Genomic DNA, 16,248 nt, shown 5'->3' with positions numbered 1-16,248 from the left:
ACTGGCCCCGGTCATGGATCCGGGCATGGAACCGTTCATGGATCCGTTCATGGATCCGGCATGACTCCGGTACGACGAAGCAGTCCCGTGGAGGCACCGCATGCAGGCATGGCAAGTGCACGAGAACGGCGAGCCGAGCGAGGTGATGCGGCTCGAGGAGGTGGAGCGGCCCACGCCCGGCGACGGCCAGGTGCTGCTGAAGGTGCGTGCCGCGAACGTCAACTTCCCGGACGTGCTGATGTGCCGCGGCCACTACCAGGTGCGTCCGCCGCTGCCCTTCACGCCGGGCGTGGAGATCTGCGGCGAGACCGAGGACGGCCGCCGCGTGCTCGCCACCCCCGCCCTGCCGTACGGCGGCTTCGCCGAGTACGCCGTCGCGGACGCCGCCGCGCTGCTGCCCGCGCCGGACCCGCTGGACGACGCCGAGGCCGCCGCCCTGCACATCGGCTACCAGACGGGCTGGTTCGCACTGCACCGCCGCGCCCGCCTGGAGGCCGGTGAGACGCTGCTCGTCCACGCCGCCGCAGGAGGGGTCGGCAGCGCGGCCGTGCAGCTCGGCAAGGCGGCCGGGGCCACGGTCATCGGCGTCGTCGGCGGGGCCGGCAAGGCCGCCGTCGCCCGGGAGCTGGGCTGCGACGTGGTGATCGACCGCAGGAGCGAGGACGTCGTCGCCGCCGTGAAGGAGGCCACCGGCGGCCGGGGCGCGGACGTGGTCTACGACCCCGTGGGCGGCGAGGCCTACACCCAGTCCACCAAGGTCGTCGCCTTCGAGGGCCGGATCGTGGTCGTCGGCTTCGCGAGCGGGACGATCCCCAGCCCGGCGCTCAACCACGCCCTGGTGAAGAACTACTCCGTCCTCGGCCTGCACTGGGGCCTGTACAACACCAAGAACCCGAAGCTGGTCCTGCACTGCCACGAGCAGCTCACCGAGCTGGCCGCGAGCGGCGCGATCAAGCCGCTGGTCAGCGAGCGGGTCCCGCTGGACGGTGCGGCGGCGGCGGTGCAGCGCGTCGGCGACGGGCTGACCACCGGCCGGGTGGCCGTCGTGCCGTCCACGGCGAACGGAGCCGCGGCATGACCGACGCAGCCGGACTGCAGCGCCGTACGGCCGAGTTGCTGGCCGCCCATCCGCCGGCCACGACCGACCGCCTGGACTTCCTCAGGGCCCGCTTCGACGCGGGACTCGCCTGGGTGCACTACCCGGAGGGCCTCGGCGGGCTGGGCGTCCCGCGCTCCCTCCAGGCCGTCGTGGACACCGCGCTGGAGGCCGCCGGCGCCCCCGACAACGACCCGCGCCGCAACGGCATCGGGCTCGGCATGGCCGCCCCGACCATCCTCAAGTACGGCACCGAGGAGCAGAAGCGGCGCTATCTGCGGCCGCTGTGGACCGGCGAGGAGGTCTGGTGCCAGCTGTTCAGCGAGCCGGGCGCCGGCTCCGACCTCGCGGCGCTCGGCACCCGGGCCGTCCGTGAGGAGGGCGGCCCCTCCCGCTCGAGCGGGGCCGGGAGCGGGGGAGACTGGATCGTCAACGGGCAGAAGGTGTGGACGTCCGGCGCGCACAACGCCCGCTGGGCCATCCTCATCGCCCGCACCGACCCGGACGTGCCCAAGCACGCGGGCATCACGTACTTCGTCTGCGACATGACCGACCCCGGCGTCGAGGTCCGCCCGCTGCGCCAGATCACCGGCGAGGCCGAGTTCAACGAGGTCTTCCTGACCGACGTGCGCATCCCCGACTCCCGCCGCCTCGGCGAGGTCGGCGACGGCTGGCGGGTCGCGCAGACCACCCTCAACAACGAGCGCGTCGCCATCGGCGGCATGCGGCTGCCCCGCGAGGGCGGCATGATCGCCCCGGTCGCGAAGACCTGGCGCGAGCGCCCGGAACTGCGCACCCACGACCTGCACCAGCGTCTGCTGAAGCTGTGGGTGGAGGCCGAGGTCGCCCGGCTCACCGGCGAGCGCCTGCGCCAGCAGCTCGTCGCCGGGCAGCCCGGCCCGGAGGGCGCGGGCATGAAGCTCGCCTTCGCCCGCCTCAACCAGGAGATCAGCGGCCTGGAGGTCGAACTCCTCGGTGAGGAGGGCCTGTTGTACGACGACTGGACCCTGCGCCGCCCGGAGCTGGTGGACTTCACCGGCCGTGAGGCCGGCTACCGCTATCTGCGCGCCAAGGGCAACAGCATCGAGGGCGGGACCAGCGAGATCCTGCTGAACATCGTCGCCGAGCGCGTGCTGGGCCTGCCCGCCGAGCCGCGCACCGACAAGGACGTCGCGTGGAAGGACCTGGCCCGATGACGGCACAGCGCACACAGCCCGACCTTCTCTACTCCGAGGAGGAGGAGGCGCTGCGGGCCGCCGTACGGGACCTGCTCGCCGACCACTGCGACGCGCAGGGCGTCATCGCGCGCACCGAGTCCGGCGTCCCGCACGACCCCGCGGCCTGGAAGGCGCTCACCGACGGCATGGGCCTGGCCGGCCTGCTGGTGCCCGAGGCACAGGGCGGCCAGGGCGCCACCCACCGCGAGGCCGCCGTGGTCCTGGAGGAGCTGGGCCGCGCCGTCGCTCCCGTGCCCTACCTCTCCAGCGCCGTCGTCGCCACCGAGGCCCTGCTGGAGTGCGGGGACGCGGAACTGCTGGGGCGGCTGGCCTCCGGGCGGACCGTCGGCGTGCTCGCGGTCGCGCTGCACCGCGCCCCCGGCACCTCCTTTCCCGCCGTACGGCTGGAGAACGGCACCGTGCACGGGGAGTTGACCGGCATCGCGGACGCGGCGGCCGCCGACGTCCTCCTCGTCCCGGCCGAGGACGGCCGGCTGTACGCGGTGGAAGCGTCCGAGGCGACCGTCACCCCGCAGACGTCCCTCGACCTCACCCGGCCGCTCGCGACCGTCACCCTGAACGGGGCGCGGGCGCGCGGGCTCGGGGCCGCCGAGCCCGCCGTCCGCCGCGCCCTGCGGGCCGGCGCCGGGCTGCTCGTCTCCGAGCAACTCGGCCTCGCCGACTGGGCGCTGACCGAGACGGTGCGCTACCTCAAGGAGCGCAAGCAGTTCAACCGGCCCGTCGGCGGCTTCCAGGCGCTCAAGCACCGGCTGGCCCAGCTGTGGCTGGAGACGGTCAACCTCCGTGCGGCCGCCCGCAACGCGGCCGACGCGCTCGCCACCGGTGTGGACGTCGATGTCTCGGTCGCCGTCGCACAGGCCTACGCGGCGCCGGTCGCCGTGCACGCCGCGGAGGAGGCCCTGCAGCTGCACGCCGGCATCGGCATGACGTGGGAGCACCCGATCCACCTCTGCCTCAAGCGGGCCAAGGCCGACTCGATCGCCTACGGCACGGCCGGCGCCCACCGGTCCGCGGTGGCCGGACTCGTCGGTCTCCAGGCTCCCTGACTCCCGCTCCGGTGCAGCCCGCCCCACCTGGGGCGGGCTTTTCCGTGCGGCTGCGCGGAACGAGTGAACGAGGGGCGGCGGTCCGGCCAACTCCTGTCATGCACAGGTTCGTTGAGGACCGATCCGCTCCATACTCCCTGTGGTTGAGACCGCCCCACAGGGAGGCACAATATGGCCCTCACCACCCGCCGCAGAGCCCTCGGCACGTTCGGTGCCGCACTCGCAGCCGTGCTCGCCCCACCCGCGGGCAGCGCGTTCGCCGAGGGCCACGAGCACCGGCACCGGCCGCTGTGGCGCGCCCACGCCCACAACGACTACGAGCACCCGCGTCCCCTCCTCGACGCCCTCGACCACCGCTTCGGCAGCGTCGAGGCCGACATCTTCCTCGTCGGCGACCAGCTCCTGATCGGCCACACCGCGGACGACCTGGACCCGACCCGCACCCTGGAGTCCCTCTACCTCGACCCGCTGGCGGCCATCGTCCGGGCCAACCACGGTTCCGTCTACCGCGGTCACCACCGGCCCCTGCAACTGCTCATCGACATCAAGACCGAGGGCTCCTCCACCTACCTCGAACTCGACCGCCGCCTCCGGCGCTACCGGCACCTGTTCACGACGTACGCGCACGGCCGCGTCCACCCCGGAGCGGTCACCAACGTGATCTCCGGCGACCGGGCCGCGCGCACGCCGATGGAGGCGCAGAGCGTACGGCGCGCCTTCTACGACGGCCGGCTCGCCGACCTCGGCAGCGCGGCGCCCGCCTCCTTCATCCCGCTCATCAGCGACAACTGGCAGCTCAACTTCGGCTGGCTCGGCGAGGGACCGTTCCCGGACGCCGAGCGCCGGAAGCTGCGCGGCATCCTCGGCCGGGCGCACGAGCGCGGGCAGAAGGTGCGGTTCTGGAACACCCCCGACCTGGCGGGCCCCGCCCGGGACGCGCTGTGGACCGAACTGCTCGCGGCCGGCGTCGACTACCTCAACACCGACGACCTCGCCGGTCTCGAGGCGTTCCTGGACGCCCGCAGGGCGGCGTAGACACCACACGTTCGGAGGACAGGTCAGCCGCCCGGACGAACCCTCCGCTACGCCACACTTTGGGCCGAACGCCGTGCACCGGACATGGCGTGGCGGAGGAGGGCGAACGATGGCGATTTCCATCTCTGTGGTGGTACTGCTGCTGATCCTGACGGTGATCTTCCTGCGCAACGGGGGCCTGAAGGTCTCCCACGCGCTGGTGTGCGCGCTGCTCGGCTTCTTCCTCGCCGGCACGAGCGTCGCGCCCACCATTCACAGCGGCGTCACGGCGACGGCGGAGATCGTCGGCAGCCTGCGGCCGTAAGGGCCGTGAGCTGCGTCAAAAGGCCGTGAGCTGCGTCAGAGGGCCGTGCACGGGGCATGGCCCGGGTCATGGCCGGCGGAACACCCCGACGCCGTCGGGCACCGGGCGTTCCACGCCCCCCGAGGGGTGGTTGCGCACGGTCACCGCCCCGGTTCCCGGCGCGCGGGTGACCAGGGTCGAAGACCCGCCGCCGTCCAGGCTGAAGGCGTCGACCGAGCCCAACGACCGCATGGCGGCGGCCACTTCCGCGATCGTCAGGCCCTTGCGGTACGCGGGGGCTCCGTCCAGCGCGAACAGGAACACGCGCTTCCCGCCGTCGGCGATGCCGACGGCCGTGCGCACGGCCGCGGTCGTGTCGTCCAGCCCGGACAGCGGCTCGCCGCCCCTCAGCACCGGATAGCCGCCGAGCGCGAAGCTGTACGGGATGCGGGAGCGGGCGGCCACCAGCCCGTGCGTGACCCTCACCGGCTCGCCCTCGAAGAGCTTGCGCAGCCGCCGGGCGCCCGCCTCCCGCCCGACGAGGACGGTGCTGCCCGCGGCGATGACGCCCGATCCCGGGGTGTCCGACGCGGCGACGACCCGGCCGCCGCGGACCGTCACCTCGTAGGTGTCCGTGCTGCAGGGGGCGGCCCGGTCGGTGTCCGTGCCGCAGGTGGCGCGGACCCGGGAGACGCCGCCCCAGTCGGAGGTGAAGGCGCCGATCGAGTCCACCGGCAGCGCGTACTGGTTGAGCCCGCCGAGCGGCAGCCGCCCGGCCGGCGTACGCACCGACCCGGTGAGGGCCATCGCGTCCAGCCGGGCCCTGCGGTCGACGCCCACGCCGATCACGTCCCGGGTGCTGGTGCCGGGCGGCAGCGCGGGGCCGAACCGCTGGCCGTCGGGCACCGCCGCCTTCAGCACGTGCCCGTGCGCGATCGCGGGGCCGTCGGTGGAGCCCGTCGCCTCCACGCCCGGGTGCTGGGTCTCGGTGATGTCGAAGAAGTCGCCGTTGACGCCCGCGACGGCGCCCTCGGCGTCGGCCAGCCGGGAGACGGGCTCCCGGGCGGCCACCGCTTGCGGGTACAGCAGGCCGAGACGTACGTGGCTGTTGCGCAGGTCGACGGTGACGACATGGGCGTGGGCCGGGCCGTGGGCACCCGGGATGTCGTACTGCCGGTAGGTGACCCCCGGCGCGAGGGCGATGGAGCTCTGCGCGCCGCCGGCCGGCGCCGCCCCCACCAGGGCCGCACCGGCCAGCGCGCCGAAGGCCGTGAGGAACGTCAGTGCCGATCGCGCCGCCGTCCGTGCCGTTCTGTCCGGCCCCGCCACCGTTCTGTCCGGCCCCACCACCGCGGAACGTCCTTGACGTCGCGTCACAGAACCCCCTGAGGACTCGTCAACTGTCTGCAGTCTCAGGGGAAGTGCAGCAGACCGGGGCGGTCCGCGGGACGGCTATGCGTCGACGACGCGAGAACGGGTGAGAAAACGCACCCCCTCGGGTGCTTCCAGGGAGAAGCCGCTGCCGCGGCCCGCCACGACGTCCACGATCAGCCGGGTGTGGCTCCAGGCCTCGTACTGGCTGCGCGACATCCAGAACGTCACCGGTTCCGCCACCCCCTCGACCTGGAGTTCCGCGAGCAGCACGTCCGAGCCACCGGTGCGGAACTCGCCCCGCGGATAGCACATGGGCGCGCTCCCGTCGCAGCAGCCGCCGGACTGGTGGAACATCAGCGGGCCATGGGCGGCACGCAGGTGCCGCACCAGTTCGGCGGCCGCGGGCGTGAGTTCGACGCGCGGGGTCTCCTCGTACAGCGGGGTCTGCTCAGCCATGCCCGCAGCACAGCACGGGCAAGGTTGCGAGGGGGTTGCGGGCCTCCGGCAACGTCGCCGCGCGTCCGCGACCACCGGGGGAGGCGAGGCGCCGTGCGGCCGCCGCCGGTGCGACCGGGCCGTCGCGGGTACCCGCGCAGGGGCGAGGCAATCGGGAAGGCGGCAACCGAGATCACACCTTGATGTGAGTGGCCCGGCTCACATGGCGTGACGGGGATGTCACCGACACCATGGTGCACGTCATCGGCAGGCTGAAGGGAGCGGTGATGTTCCGCAAGGTGCTGGTCGCCAACCGTGGTGAGATCGCGATCAGGGCGTTCCGCGCCGGCTATGAGCTCGGCGCAAGGACCGTCGCCGTCTTCCCGCACGAGGACCGCAACTCGTTGCACCGGCTCAAGGCCGACGAGGCCTACGAGATCGGCCGGCCGGGGCACCCCGTGCGGGCGTATCTCTCCGTCGAGGAGATCGTCCGCGCCGCACGGCAGGCGGGCGCCGACGCGGTCTACCCGGGGTACGGGTTCCTGTCCGAGAACCCCGAGCTCGCACGCGCGTGCGAGGAGGCGGGCATCACGTTCGTCGGGCCCAGCGCGCAGACCCTGGAGCTCACCGGCAACAAGGCGCGCGCCGTGGCCGCCGCCCGCGCGGCCGGCGTGCCCGTCCTCGGCTCCTCCGAGCCCTCCAACGACGTCGACGAACTCGTCCGCGCGGCGGAGGAGATCGGCTTCCCGGTGTTCGTGAAGGCGGTCGCGGGCGGCGGCGGGCGCGGCATGCGCCGCGTCGAGGACCCGGCCGCGCTGCGCGAGTCCATCGAGGCGGCCTCCCGCGAGGCGGCCTCCGCGTTCGGCGACCCGACCGTCTTCCTGGAGAAGGCCGTCGTCGAACCGCGCCACATCGAGGTGCAGATCCTCGCCGACGGCGAGGGCGAGGTCATCCACCTCTTCGAGCGCGACTGCTCCCTCCAGCGCCGCCACCAGAAGGTCATCGAGATGGCCCCCGCGCCCAATCTCGACCCGGAGCTGCGCGAGCGCATCTGCGCCGACGCGGTCCGCTTCGCGCGGGAGATCGGCTACCGCAACGCGGGCACCGTGGAGTTCCTCCTCGACCGCGACGGCAACCACGTCTTCATCGAGATGAACCCGCGCATCCAGGTCGAGCACACGGTCACCGAGGAGGTCACCGACGTCGACCTCGTCCAGGCCCAGCTGCGCATCGCCTCCGGCCAGACCCTGGCCGACCTCGGCCTGTCGCAGGAGACGGTGACGCTGCGCGGCGCCGCCCTGCAGTGCCGTATCACCACCGAGGACCCGGCCAACGGCTTCCGCCCGGACACCGGCCGCATCAGCGCCTACCGCTCGCCGGGCGGCTCCGGCATCCGGCTCGACGGCGGAACCACCCACGCCGGTACGGAGATCAGCGCCCACTTCGACTCGATGCTGGTCAAGCTGACCTGCCGGGGCCGGGACTTCAAGGCCGCGATCGGCCGGGCGCGGCGCGCCGTGGCGGAGTTCCGCATCCGCGGCGTGGCCACGAACATCCCGTTCCTGCAGGCCGTGCTGGACGACCCCGACTTCCAGGCCGGGCGGGTCACCACGTCCTTCATCGAGCAGCGCCCGCACCTGCTGACCGCCCGCTCCTCCGCGGACCGCGGCACCAAGCTGCTCACCTACCTCGCCGACGTCACGGTCAACAAGCCGCACGGCGAGCGCCCCCACCTGATCGACCCGGCCACCAAGCTGCCGACGCTGCCCGCGGGCGAGCCGCCGGCGGGCTCCCGGCAGAGGCTGGTCGAGCTCGGCCCGGAGGGCTTCGCCCGCGCCCTGCGCGAGTCGCCGACCATCGGCGTCACGGACACCACCTTCCGCGACGCCCACCAGTCCCTGCTGGCCACCCGGGTGCGCACCAAGGACCTCCTGGCGGTCGCCCCCGTGGTCGCCCGCACCCTGCCCGAGCTGCTCTCCCTGGAGTGCTGGGGCGGCGCCACCTACGACGTCGCGCTCCGCTTCCTCGCCGAGGACCCCTGGGAGCGGCTGGCCGCCCTGCGCGAGGCCGCTCCCAACATCTGCCTGCAGATGCTGCTGCGCGGCCGCAACACCGTCGGCTACACCCCGTACCCGACGGAGGTGACCGACGCCTTCGTGCAGGAGGCCGCCGCCACCGGCATCGACATCTTCCGCATCTTCGACGCCCTGAACGACGTCGGCCAGATGCGCCCGGCCATCGAGGCCGTACGCGAGACGGGCACCGCGATCGCCGAGGTCGCCCTCTGCTACACCGCGGACCTGTCGGACCCGGGCGAGCGCCTGTACACGCTGGACTACTACCTGCGGCTCGCCGAGCAGATCGTCGAGGCGGGCGCCCACGTGCTGGCCGTCAAGGACATGGCCGGCCTGCTGCGCGCCCCGGCCGCCGCGACGCTGGTCTCCGCGCTGCGGCGGGAGTTCGACCTGCCGGTGCACCTGCACACCCACGACACCGCGGGCGGCCAGCTCGGCACCTATCTGGCGGCGATCCAGGCGGGCGCGGACGCGGTGGACGGCGCGGTCGCCTCCATGGCGGGCACGACCTCGCAGCCCTCGCTGTCGGCGATCGTCGCCGCGACCGACCACTCCGCGCGGCCGACCGGCCTCGACCTGCAGGCGGTCGGCGACCTGGAGCCGTACTGGGAGAGCGTCCGCAAGGTCTACGCCCCCTTCGAGGCGGGCCTCGCCTCGCCGACCGGGCGCGTCTACCACCACGAGATCCCCGGCGGCCAGCTCTCCAACCTGCGCACCCAGGCGGTCGCGCTCGGCCTCGGCGACCGGTTCGAGGACATCGAGGCGATGTACGCCGCGGCCGACCGGATGCTGGGCCGCCTGGTCAAGGTCACCCCGTCCTCGAAGGTGGTCGGCGACCTCGCCCTGCACCTGGTGGGCGCGGGCGTGGCACCGGCCGACTTCGAGGCCGCCCCGAACCGCTACGACATCCCCGACTCGGTCATCGGCTTCCTCCGCGGCGAGCTGGGCACCCCGCCCGGCGGCTGGCCGGAGCCCTTCCGCAGCAAGGCGCTCGAGGGCCGCGCCGAGCCCCGGCCGGTGCAGGAGCTGACGCCGGAGGACCGCGAGGGTCTGGCCAAGGAGCCCCGCGCCACGCTCAACCGGCTCCTCTTCCCCGGCCCGACCCGCGACTTCGAGAGCCACCGCCAGGCCTACGGCGACACCAGCGTGCTGGACAGCAAGGACTTCTTCTACGGTCTGCGGCCGGGCACGGAGTACTCCGTCGACCTGGAGCCCGGCGTCCGGCTGCTGATCGAGCTGGAGGCGGTCGGCGAGGCCGACGAGCGCGGCATGCGGACCGTGATGTCCACGCTGAACGGCCAGCTGCGGCCGATCCAGGTGCGCGACACCTCCGCCGCCTCCGACGTCCCGGTCACGGAGAAGGCCGACCGGGCCAACCCCGGTCATGTCGCCGCCCCGTTCGCCGGCGTGGTCACGCTCGCGGTCTCCGAGGGCGACGAGGTGGACGCCGGGGCCACCGTGGCGACCATCGAGGCGATGAAGATGGAGGCCGCGATCACCGCCCCGAAGGCGGGCCGGGTCTCCCGGCTGGCGATCAACAGGATCCAGCAGGTGGAGGGCGGTGACCTGCTCGTCGAGATCGGGTGATCCCGGCTCCGGCCCGATGGGGCGGCCCCGGTACGGCTCCTGCCGTGCCGGGGCCGCTTCGCGTCGCGGCGGGCACCGGGAACCGGCGCTCCGGCCGCGGATTCCCGAGCCTTGACCCACGGTCCGCGCTCCATGATGCTGTGTTGCGACACGCGAGATGTGTGCCGTATTGAGCAACTGCCGGGTTTCAGTTCCCCACAGCCGAGGAGTGGTCATGACTCATCAGGTCCGCGCTGTCGTCGCGCGGGGCAAGGGCGCCCCCGTCAGCCTGGAGACGATCATCGTGCCCGACCCCGGCCCGGGCGAGGCACTGGTGAGGATCGAGGCCTGCGGGGTGTGCCACACCGATCTGCACTACCGCGACGGCGGCATCAACGACGACTTCCCGTTCCTGCTGGGGCACGAGGCCGCGGGCGTCGTGGAGTCGGTGGGGGAGGGGGTCACGGACGTCGCCCCCGGTGACTTCGTGATCCTCAACTGGCGGGCCGTGTGCGGGCAGTGCCGGGCCTGTCTGCGGGGCCGCCCGCAGTACTGCTTCGACACCCGCAACGCCCGGCAGAGGATGACCCTCGCCACCACCGGCGAGGAACTGTCCCCGGCGCTGGGCATCGGCGCGTTCGCGGAGAAGACCCTGGTGGCGGCCGGGCAGTGCACCAAGGTCGACCGGGCGGCGTCCGCGGCCGCGGCCGGCCTGCTCGGCTGCGGCGTCATGGCGGGCATCGGCGCGGCGATCAACACCGGGCAGGTCGGCCGCGGCGACAGCGTGGCCGTGATCGGCTGCGGCGGGGTCGGCGCCGCGGCGATCGCCGGTTCCCGTCTGGCGGGCGCGGCGAAGGTCATCGCGGTGGACATCGACGACCGCAAGCTGGCCACGGCGCGGGAGATGGGCGCCACCCACACGGTGAACTCCAGGGAGAACGACCCGGTCGAGGAGATCCGCGAGCTGACCGGCGGCTTCGGCGCCGACGTCGTCATCGAGGCGGTCGGCCGCCCGGAGACGTACAAGCAGGCGTTCTACGCGCGCGACCTGGCCGGGACGGTGGTGCTGGTCGGCGTCCCGACACCCGAGATGAGGCTGGAGCTGCCCCTGCTGGACGTCTTCGGCCGCGGCGGCGCGCTGAAGTCGTCCTGGTACGGCGACTGCCTGCCGAGCCGTGACTTCCCGATGCTGATCGACCTCTACCTCCAGGGCCGCCTGGACCTGGACGCCTTCGTCACCGAGACCATCGCCCTGGACGAGGTGGAGAAGGCGTTCGAGCGGATGCGCGGCGGCGACGTCCTGCGCTCGGTGGTGGTGCTGCGATGACCCGTGTCCGCGTCGAACGGCTCGTCACCTCCGGCACGTTCTCCCTGGACGGCGGCACCTGGGACGTCGACAACAACGTCTGGATCGTCGGGGACGACCACGAGGTCGTCGTGATCGACGCGGCCCACGACGCCGACGCCATCGCCACGGCCGTGGGGGACCGCCGCCTGACGGCCGTCGTGTGCACCCACGCCCACGACGACCACATCGGCGCCGCGCCCGCACTCGCCGCCCGCACCGGCGCCCCGGTCCTGCTGCATCCGGACGACCTGCCGCTGTGGAAGCTGACGCACCCCGACCGGATGCCCGACGCCGACCTGACCGACGGGCAGCCCCTGACGGTGGCCGGCGTCGAGCTGACCGTCCTGCACACGCCCGGCCACGCGCCCGGCGCCGTATGCCTGTACGCGCCCGCCCTGCGGGCGCTCTTCAGCGGCGACACGCTCTTCGCCGGCGGGCCGGGGGCGACGGGGCGGTCGTACAGCCACTTCCCGGCCATCGTGGAGTCGATCCGCTCGAGGCTGCTCACGCTTCCCGCGGACACCGTGGTGCACACCGGTCACGGGGAGACGACCACCGTCGGCGCCGAGGCGCCGCACCTCCAGGAGTGGATCGACCGCGGTTTCTGACCGCGAAGAAGGGGACGCTCCCGCTGGTCGGCCCGCCTTCCCGTCCCGCCCGCGCGGGACGGGAAGGCGGGCTGTCTGCATGACATGGGCGTTTCTCATCATGCGTCAAGTTGTGTGATGAGAAACAAGCGTGCCCGGACAAACCTGCTCTCTGAACTGCTTGACAGGGGTTCGGGCCGACCCCAGACTGATGTTGCGCTTACCGCAATCCGTTTCGTTATACGCACCGAGGTGTCATGATGATTCCCGCGTGCCGTCTCGCGGATCTCCCGCGAGGTGAGGCTTTCCGGCTCGACACCGATCCGCCGGTCTCGGTGTTCCACACCGACGACGGCGAGGTCTTCGCCATCGACGACACCTGCACCCACCAGGACGCCTCGCTCGCCGACGGCTGGCTGGAGGGGTGCGAGGTGGAATGCCCGCTGCACGCCTCGAAGTTCGACCTGCGCACCGGCAGCGTGGACGCCCCGCCGGCCCGGCTGCCCGTCCGCACCCACCAGGTCCTCGTCGAGGACGGCGTGATCTACGTCCAGGTGTCCACGGACGCCCCCAACCTGCCTCCCTGCGTCGCGGCCCGGCTCGCCGGAGGACTCGCGTGAGGACGGTCGCCGTGGTGGGGGCCTCGCTGGCCGGTCTGTCCGCGGCGCGCTCCCTGCGCAAGCAGGGCTACGACGGGCGGCTGGTCGTCGTCGGCGACGAACCGCACCGCCCCTACGACAGGCCGCCGTTGTCCAAGGAGTTCCTGGCCGGCACGATCGGCGAGGACGATCTCGCCCTGGAGGCGGACGGCGAGGACCTGCGGGCGGAGTGGCTGCTCGGTGCCCGTGCCACCGGACTGGACCGGACGCGCCGAGCGGTCCGGCTCGCCGACGGGTCCGAGGTCCGGGCCGACGGCGTCGTCATCGCCACCGGCGCCGCGGCGCGCGGCCTGCCGGGCTCCGCGGGCCTGGCCGGGGTGCACACGCTGCGCACCCTGGACGACGCCCGCGCCCTGCGGGCGGAACTGGCCCGCGGCGGCCGGCTGGTGGTGATCGGGGGCGGCTTCATCGGCGCCGAGGTCGCCTCCACCGCCCGCGCCCTCGGGCTCGACGTCACGGTGGTCGAGGCGGCTTCGACGCCGCTCGCCGGACCGCTCGGCGAGCGCATGGGTGCGATCGTCTCCGGGCTCCACGCGGACCACGGCGTACGGCTGCTGTGCGGTGTGGGCGTCAAGGGGCTCGGCGGGGAGCGCCAGGTGGACGCCGTGCTGCTGGAGGACGGCCGCAGCGTGCCCGCGGACATCGTCGTGGTCGGTGTCGGGGCCCGTCCGTGCGTCGAGTGGCTGGAAGGGTCCGGCGTCGCGCTCGACAACGGCGTCAAGTGCGGGGCCGACGGGCGCACCAGTCTGGCCGGCGTGGTCGCGGTCGGCGACTGCGCCAACTGGTACGACCCGCGGACCGGGGCGCACCGCCGCGTCGAGCACTGGACCGGTGCCCGCGAACGTCCCGAGGCCGCGATCGCCACGCTGCTCGCGGGCGGCGCGGTGGAGCCGGGGGTGCCCCGGCCGCCGTACTTCTGGTCGGACCAGTACGGCGTGAAGATCCAGTTCGCCGGCCACGCGGCCGGCGCCGACAGCGTGAGCGTCGAGCAGGGCCGCGCGGACGACCGCGACGTCCTCGCCGTCTACCGGCGCGCCGGCCACCCGGTCGCCGTGCTCGGAATGAACCAGCCGCGGTCGTTCACGCGCTGGCGCAGGCAGCTCGCCGCCGCGTCTTGACACCACCCCCGCGGCATCCGATGCTGCGGTTGCGCATCGCACGTAGTGTTGCTCTATACACAACGCCGTCCGGAGTCGCTCTTCCCGGCGCGTGAACCACCTTCGCCACGACGTCCCCCGAGGAGTGCACCGTGACCTCGACCAGCCTGCCGGACAGCCTGATCGCCACCCTGCCCGGCTCCTCCTACACGGATCCGGCGGTCTTCGCCCAGGAGCAGGAGCGCATATTCGAGTCCATGTGGTTCTGTGCCGCGCGCTCCTCGGAGCTGGCGCGGCCCGGTGCCTTCCGCACCGTCGACGTGGGCCGTGAGAGCGTCATCGTGACCCGCTCGCGCGACGCCTCGGTCCGCGCCTTCCTCAATGTGTGCCGGCACCGCGGCGCCAGGCTCTGCACCGAGGAGTCCGGCGAGGTCAAGCGGGCCTTCCAGTGCCCGTACCACGCCTGGACCTACGACCTGAACGGCAAGCTGGTCGCGGCGCCCAACCTCACCAGGATGCCCGACGTCGGCCGCACCGAGTACGGCCTGGTGAACGTGGCCGTCCGCGAGTGGCTCGGCTACGTCTGGGTCTGCCTCGCCGAGAACCCGCCCTCCTTCGAGGACGAGGTCGTCGGGGACGTCGTCGCCCGACTCGGGGACGCCGAGTCCATCGAGCACTACGACATCGGCAGCCTCTCCGTCGGCAGGCGGATCGTCTACGACGTCAGGGCCAACTGGAAGCTCATCATCGAGAACTTCATGGAGTGCTACCACTGCGCCACGATCCACCCCGAACTCACCGAGGTGCTCCCGGAGTTCGCCGACGGCTACGCCGCGCAGTACTACGTCGGCCACGGCGCGGAGTTCGGTGCGGAGGTCCAGGGCTTCACCGTGGACGGCTCGGCGGGGCTCGACCGCATCCCGGGTGTCGGCGACGACCAGGACCGCCGCTACTACGCCATCACCGTCCGGCCGCAGGTCTTCATCAACCTCGTGCCCGACCACGTCATCTTCCACCGGATGTACCCGGTGGCCGTCGACCGGACCGTCGTCGAGTGCGACTGGCTCTACCTGCCGCACGTCGTCGAGTCCGGCAGGGACGTCAGCCGCTCCGTGGAGCTCTTCGACCGCGTCAACCGCCAGGACTTCGACGCCTGCGAGCGCACGCAGCCGGGCATGAGCTCCCGGCTGTACGCCAAGGGCGGCGTGCTGGTCCCCAGCGAGCACCACATCGGCGCGTTCCACGACTGGGTGAACGAGCGTCTGGGCGCCCGCCGGCCCGGGTAGCGGGCGTACCGGCGCCGCTCAGCCCAGGTACCCCATCCGGTGACTGATCTCCTCCGCACCCTTGAGCAGGTTCGGCGCGAGCTCGTGCATGCGCTCCTCGGTGAAGCGGTAGGCCGGGCCGGAGGCGCTGAGGGCGGCGATGACCTCGCCGTCCCGGTTGCGGACCGGCGCGGCCATGGCGTGCAGGCCGATCTCGAACTCCTCCAGGGTCCAGGCGTAGCCCCGCTCGCGCACCTCGGCGAGGTTCTTCTCGAGCCTCGTCTTCGCGGTGATCGTGCGCGGGGTGACCTTCTTCAGGCCGGCCTCGGCCAGCAGTGCGGCCCGCTCCTTGGCCGGCATGTGGGCCAGCAGCACCTTGCCGCTGGAGGTGGCGTGCAGCGGGGTCAGCTGGCCGACCCAGTTGTGCGCCGTGATCGCGCCCGGGCCGCGCACCTGGTAGAGGTTGATCGCGTAGTGCTCCTGCGTGACGGCGATGTTCACGGTCTCGCCGAGTTCCTCGGCGAGCCGCTCGCAGACCGGCCGGCCCTGCTGGGTGATGTCGATGCGTCCGGTGACGGCGCCGGCCAGGCGCACGATGCCGAAGCCGAGCCGGTACTTGCCGCGCTCGCCCGCCTGCTCCACAAGACCGCGTGCCTCCAGTGCGCCGAGCAGGCGGAAAGCGGTGGACTTGTGGACGTCGATCTCGCCGGCGACCTCGCTCACGCCGGCCTCGCCGCGCTGGGCGAGGATCTCCAGGACGCTGATGGCGCGATCGACCGACTGCACTCCGCCGGACTGCGAACTGGCTGTCTCGGTGTCTTGACTGTGGTTGCTCACGACGAAACTATACGCGCAGTACGGTACAACCTGTTGAGTGTCGACAGTCTGACCAGGGGCTTTGTCGTAGTACGGGCCGATTCGTGTGTCCGGGGGGTCACCGTTGCAGCCTGGAGAATTCCCGACATCCGCGTACCGGGGGAGGCGATCGGGTCTGTGGGCCGAAGGCCCCCTCCCGGACGGCTGCCAGTCCCGCTGCGGTGGCGCCGACAGGGGACCACCGGGCCCGCGCCGGTGCCTGTTCGACCCAGGCGCGAGCCGGCGCGGCATCACCATGATGACGTGTGACCGGCCCGGGGCAGCCCGG

Annotated in this window: 14 protein-coding genes; 11 read left to right on the top strand and 3 right to left on the bottom strand. The window is 72.9% G+C overall.

Annotated features, from left to right (window positions below):
* Positions 1–100: 100 nt before the first annotated feature.
* From ACJ9NR_RS05480 to ACJ9NR_RS05460, 5 genes are all read left to right on the top strand, one after another.
* On the top strand, positions 101–1,078 hold the full coding sequence (locus tag ACJ9NR_RS05480; RefSeq protein ID WP_412489462.1) for an NADPH:quinone oxidoreductase family protein: 978 nt from the start codon (positions 101–103) through the stop codon (positions 1,076–1,078).
* Positions 1,075–2,292 carry an acyl-CoA dehydrogenase family protein gene (locus ACJ9NR_RS05475; RefSeq protein ID WP_412489463.1) on the top strand — a complete coding sequence of 406 codons (1,218 nt, stop codon included), beginning with the start codon at positions 1,075–1,077 and terminating at the stop codon, positions 2,290–2,292. The genes ACJ9NR_RS05480 and ACJ9NR_RS05475 overlap by 4 nt, the downstream gene beginning before the upstream one ends.
* Positions 2,289–3,380: an acyl-CoA dehydrogenase family protein gene (locus ACJ9NR_RS05470; RefSeq protein WP_412489464.1), complete on the top strand. Its 1,092-nt coding sequence runs from the start codon at positions 2,289–2,291 to the stop codon at positions 3,378–3,380. The genes ACJ9NR_RS05475 and ACJ9NR_RS05470 overlap by 4 nt, the downstream gene beginning before the upstream one ends.
* A 171-nt stretch (positions 3,381–3,551) precedes the next feature.
* Positions 3,552–4,415: a phosphatidylinositol-specific phospholipase C/glycerophosphodiester phosphodiesterase family protein gene (locus ACJ9NR_RS05465; RefSeq protein ID WP_412489465.1), complete on the top strand. Its 864-nt coding sequence runs from the start codon at positions 3,552–3,554 to the stop codon at positions 4,413–4,415.
* Between the two features lie 109 nt (positions 4,416–4,524).
* Positions 4,525–4,719 carry a hypothetical protein gene (locus ACJ9NR_RS05460; protein WP_412489466.1) on the top strand — a complete coding sequence of 65 codons (195 nt, stop codon included), beginning with the start codon at positions 4,525–4,527 and terminating at the stop codon, positions 4,717–4,719.
* Between the two features lie 66 nt (positions 4,720–4,785).
* Here the strand turns inward: ACJ9NR_RS05460 and ACJ9NR_RS05455 are convergent, their stop codons facing one another.
* Both ACJ9NR_RS05455 and ACJ9NR_RS05450 read right to left on the bottom strand, forming a co-directional pair.
* Positions 4,786–5,937, bottom strand: coding sequence for a phosphodiester glycosidase family protein (locus tag ACJ9NR_RS05455; protein ID WP_412490505.1), 1,152 nt, complete (start codon positions 5,935–5,937; stop codon positions 4,786–4,788).
* Between the two features lie 213 nt (positions 5,938–6,150).
* Complete coding sequence (locus tag ACJ9NR_RS05450) at positions 6,151–6,528, bottom strand: DUF779 domain-containing protein (protein WP_412489467.1); 378 nt, start codon at positions 6,526–6,528, stop codon at positions 6,151–6,153.
* A 266-nt stretch (positions 6,529–6,794) separates the two neighbouring features.
* On the opposite strand from ACJ9NR_RS05450, the gene ACJ9NR_RS05445 reads away from it, so the two are divergent.
* The 6 genes from ACJ9NR_RS05445 (at position 6,795) to ACJ9NR_RS05420 (ending at position 15,125) form a co-directional block, all read left to right on the top strand.
* A complete protein-coding gene (locus tag ACJ9NR_RS05445; protein ID WP_412490506.1) occupies positions 6,795–10,169 on the top strand; it encodes a pyruvate carboxylase in 3,375 nt (1,124 codons plus the stop codon).
* Between the two features lie 214 nt (positions 10,170–10,383).
* Positions 10,384–11,475: an S-(hydroxymethyl)mycothiol dehydrogenase gene (locus ACJ9NR_RS05440; RefSeq protein WP_412489468.1), complete on the top strand. Its 1,092-nt coding sequence runs from the start codon at positions 10,384–10,386 to the stop codon at positions 11,473–11,475.
* The gene (locus ACJ9NR_RS05435) at positions 11,472–12,104 is read left to right on the top strand and encodes an MBL fold metallo-hydrolase (RefSeq protein WP_412489469.1); all 633 of its coding nucleotides are present in this window, start codon (positions 11,472–11,474) and stop codon (positions 12,102–12,104) included. Before ACJ9NR_RS05440 ends, ACJ9NR_RS05435 begins: the two co-directional genes overlap by 4 nt.
* A gap of 236 nt (positions 12,105–12,340) precedes the next feature.
* Positions 12,341–12,703, top strand: coding sequence for a bifunctional 3-phenylpropionate/cinnamic acid dioxygenase ferredoxin subunit (locus ACJ9NR_RS05430; protein WP_412489470.1), 363 nt, complete (start codon positions 12,341–12,343; stop codon positions 12,701–12,703).
* Positions 12,700–13,860, top strand: a complete 1,161-nt coding sequence (locus ACJ9NR_RS05425; protein WP_412489471.1) for an NAD(P)/FAD-dependent oxidoreductase — start codon at positions 12,700–12,702, stop codon at positions 13,858–13,860. Before ACJ9NR_RS05430 ends, ACJ9NR_RS05425 begins: the two co-directional genes overlap by 4 nt.
* A gap of 131 nt (positions 13,861–13,991) precedes the next feature.
* A complete protein-coding gene (locus ACJ9NR_RS05420; protein ID WP_412489472.1) occupies positions 13,992–15,125 on the top strand; it encodes an aromatic ring-hydroxylating oxygenase subunit alpha in 1,134 nt (377 codons plus the stop codon).
* A gap of 18 nt (positions 15,126–15,143) precedes the next feature.
* Here the strand turns inward: ACJ9NR_RS05420 and ACJ9NR_RS05415 are convergent, their stop codons facing one another.
* On the bottom strand, positions 15,144–15,890 hold the full coding sequence (locus ACJ9NR_RS05415) for an IclR family transcriptional regulator (protein WP_412490507.1): 747 nt from the start codon (positions 15,888–15,890) through the stop codon (positions 15,144–15,146).
* Between the last annotated feature and the right edge of the window lie 358 nt (positions 15,891–16,248).

The organism is Streptomyces sediminimaris (genome assembly GCF_047049295.1).
Classification (GTDB): Bacteria; Actinomycetota; Actinomycetes; order Streptomycetales; family Streptomycetaceae; genus Streptomyces; species Streptomyces sediminimaris.
Note: the sequence above shows the minus strand (reverse complement) of the source record. Positions and strands in the feature narration are given on the sequence as shown.

Bases quoted from the DNA above. Each gene is read 5' to 3' on its own strand.
- ACJ9NR_RS05480 (WP_412489462.1), top strand. From the start codon at position 101: ATGCAGGCATGGCAAGTGCACGAGAACGGCGAGCCGAGCGAGGTGATG.
- ACJ9NR_RS05475 (WP_412489463.1), top strand. From the start codon at position 1,075: ATGACCGACGCAGCCGGACTGCAGCGCCGTACGGCCGAGTTGCTGGCC.
- ACJ9NR_RS05470 (WP_412489464.1), top strand. From the start codon at position 2,289: ATGACGGCACAGCGCACACAGCCCGACCTTCTCTACTCCGAGGAGGAG.
- ACJ9NR_RS05465 (WP_412489465.1), top strand. From the start codon at position 3,552: ATGGCCCTCACCACCCGCCGCAGAGCCCTCGGCACGTTCGGTGCCGCA.
- ACJ9NR_RS05460 (WP_412489466.1), top strand. From the start codon at position 4,525: ATGGCGATTTCCATCTCTGTGGTGGTACTGCTGCTGATCCTGACGGTG.
- ACJ9NR_RS05450 (WP_412489467.1), bottom strand. From the start codon at position 6,528: ATGGCTGAGCAGACCCCGCTGTACGAGGAGACCCCGCGCGTCGAACTC.
- ACJ9NR_RS05445 (WP_412490506.1), top strand. From the start codon at position 6,795: ATGTTCCGCAAGGTGCTGGTCGCCAACCGTGGTGAGATCGCGATCAGG.
- ACJ9NR_RS05440 (WP_412489468.1), top strand. From the start codon at position 10,384: ATGACTCATCAGGTCCGCGCTGTCGTCGCGCGGGGCAAGGGCGCCCCC.
- ACJ9NR_RS05435 (WP_412489469.1), top strand. From the start codon at position 11,472: ATGACCCGTGTCCGCGTCGAACGGCTCGTCACCTCCGGCACGTTCTCC.
- ACJ9NR_RS05430 (WP_412489470.1), top strand. From the start codon at position 12,341: ATGATGATTCCCGCGTGCCGTCTCGCGGATCTCCCGCGAGGTGAGGCT.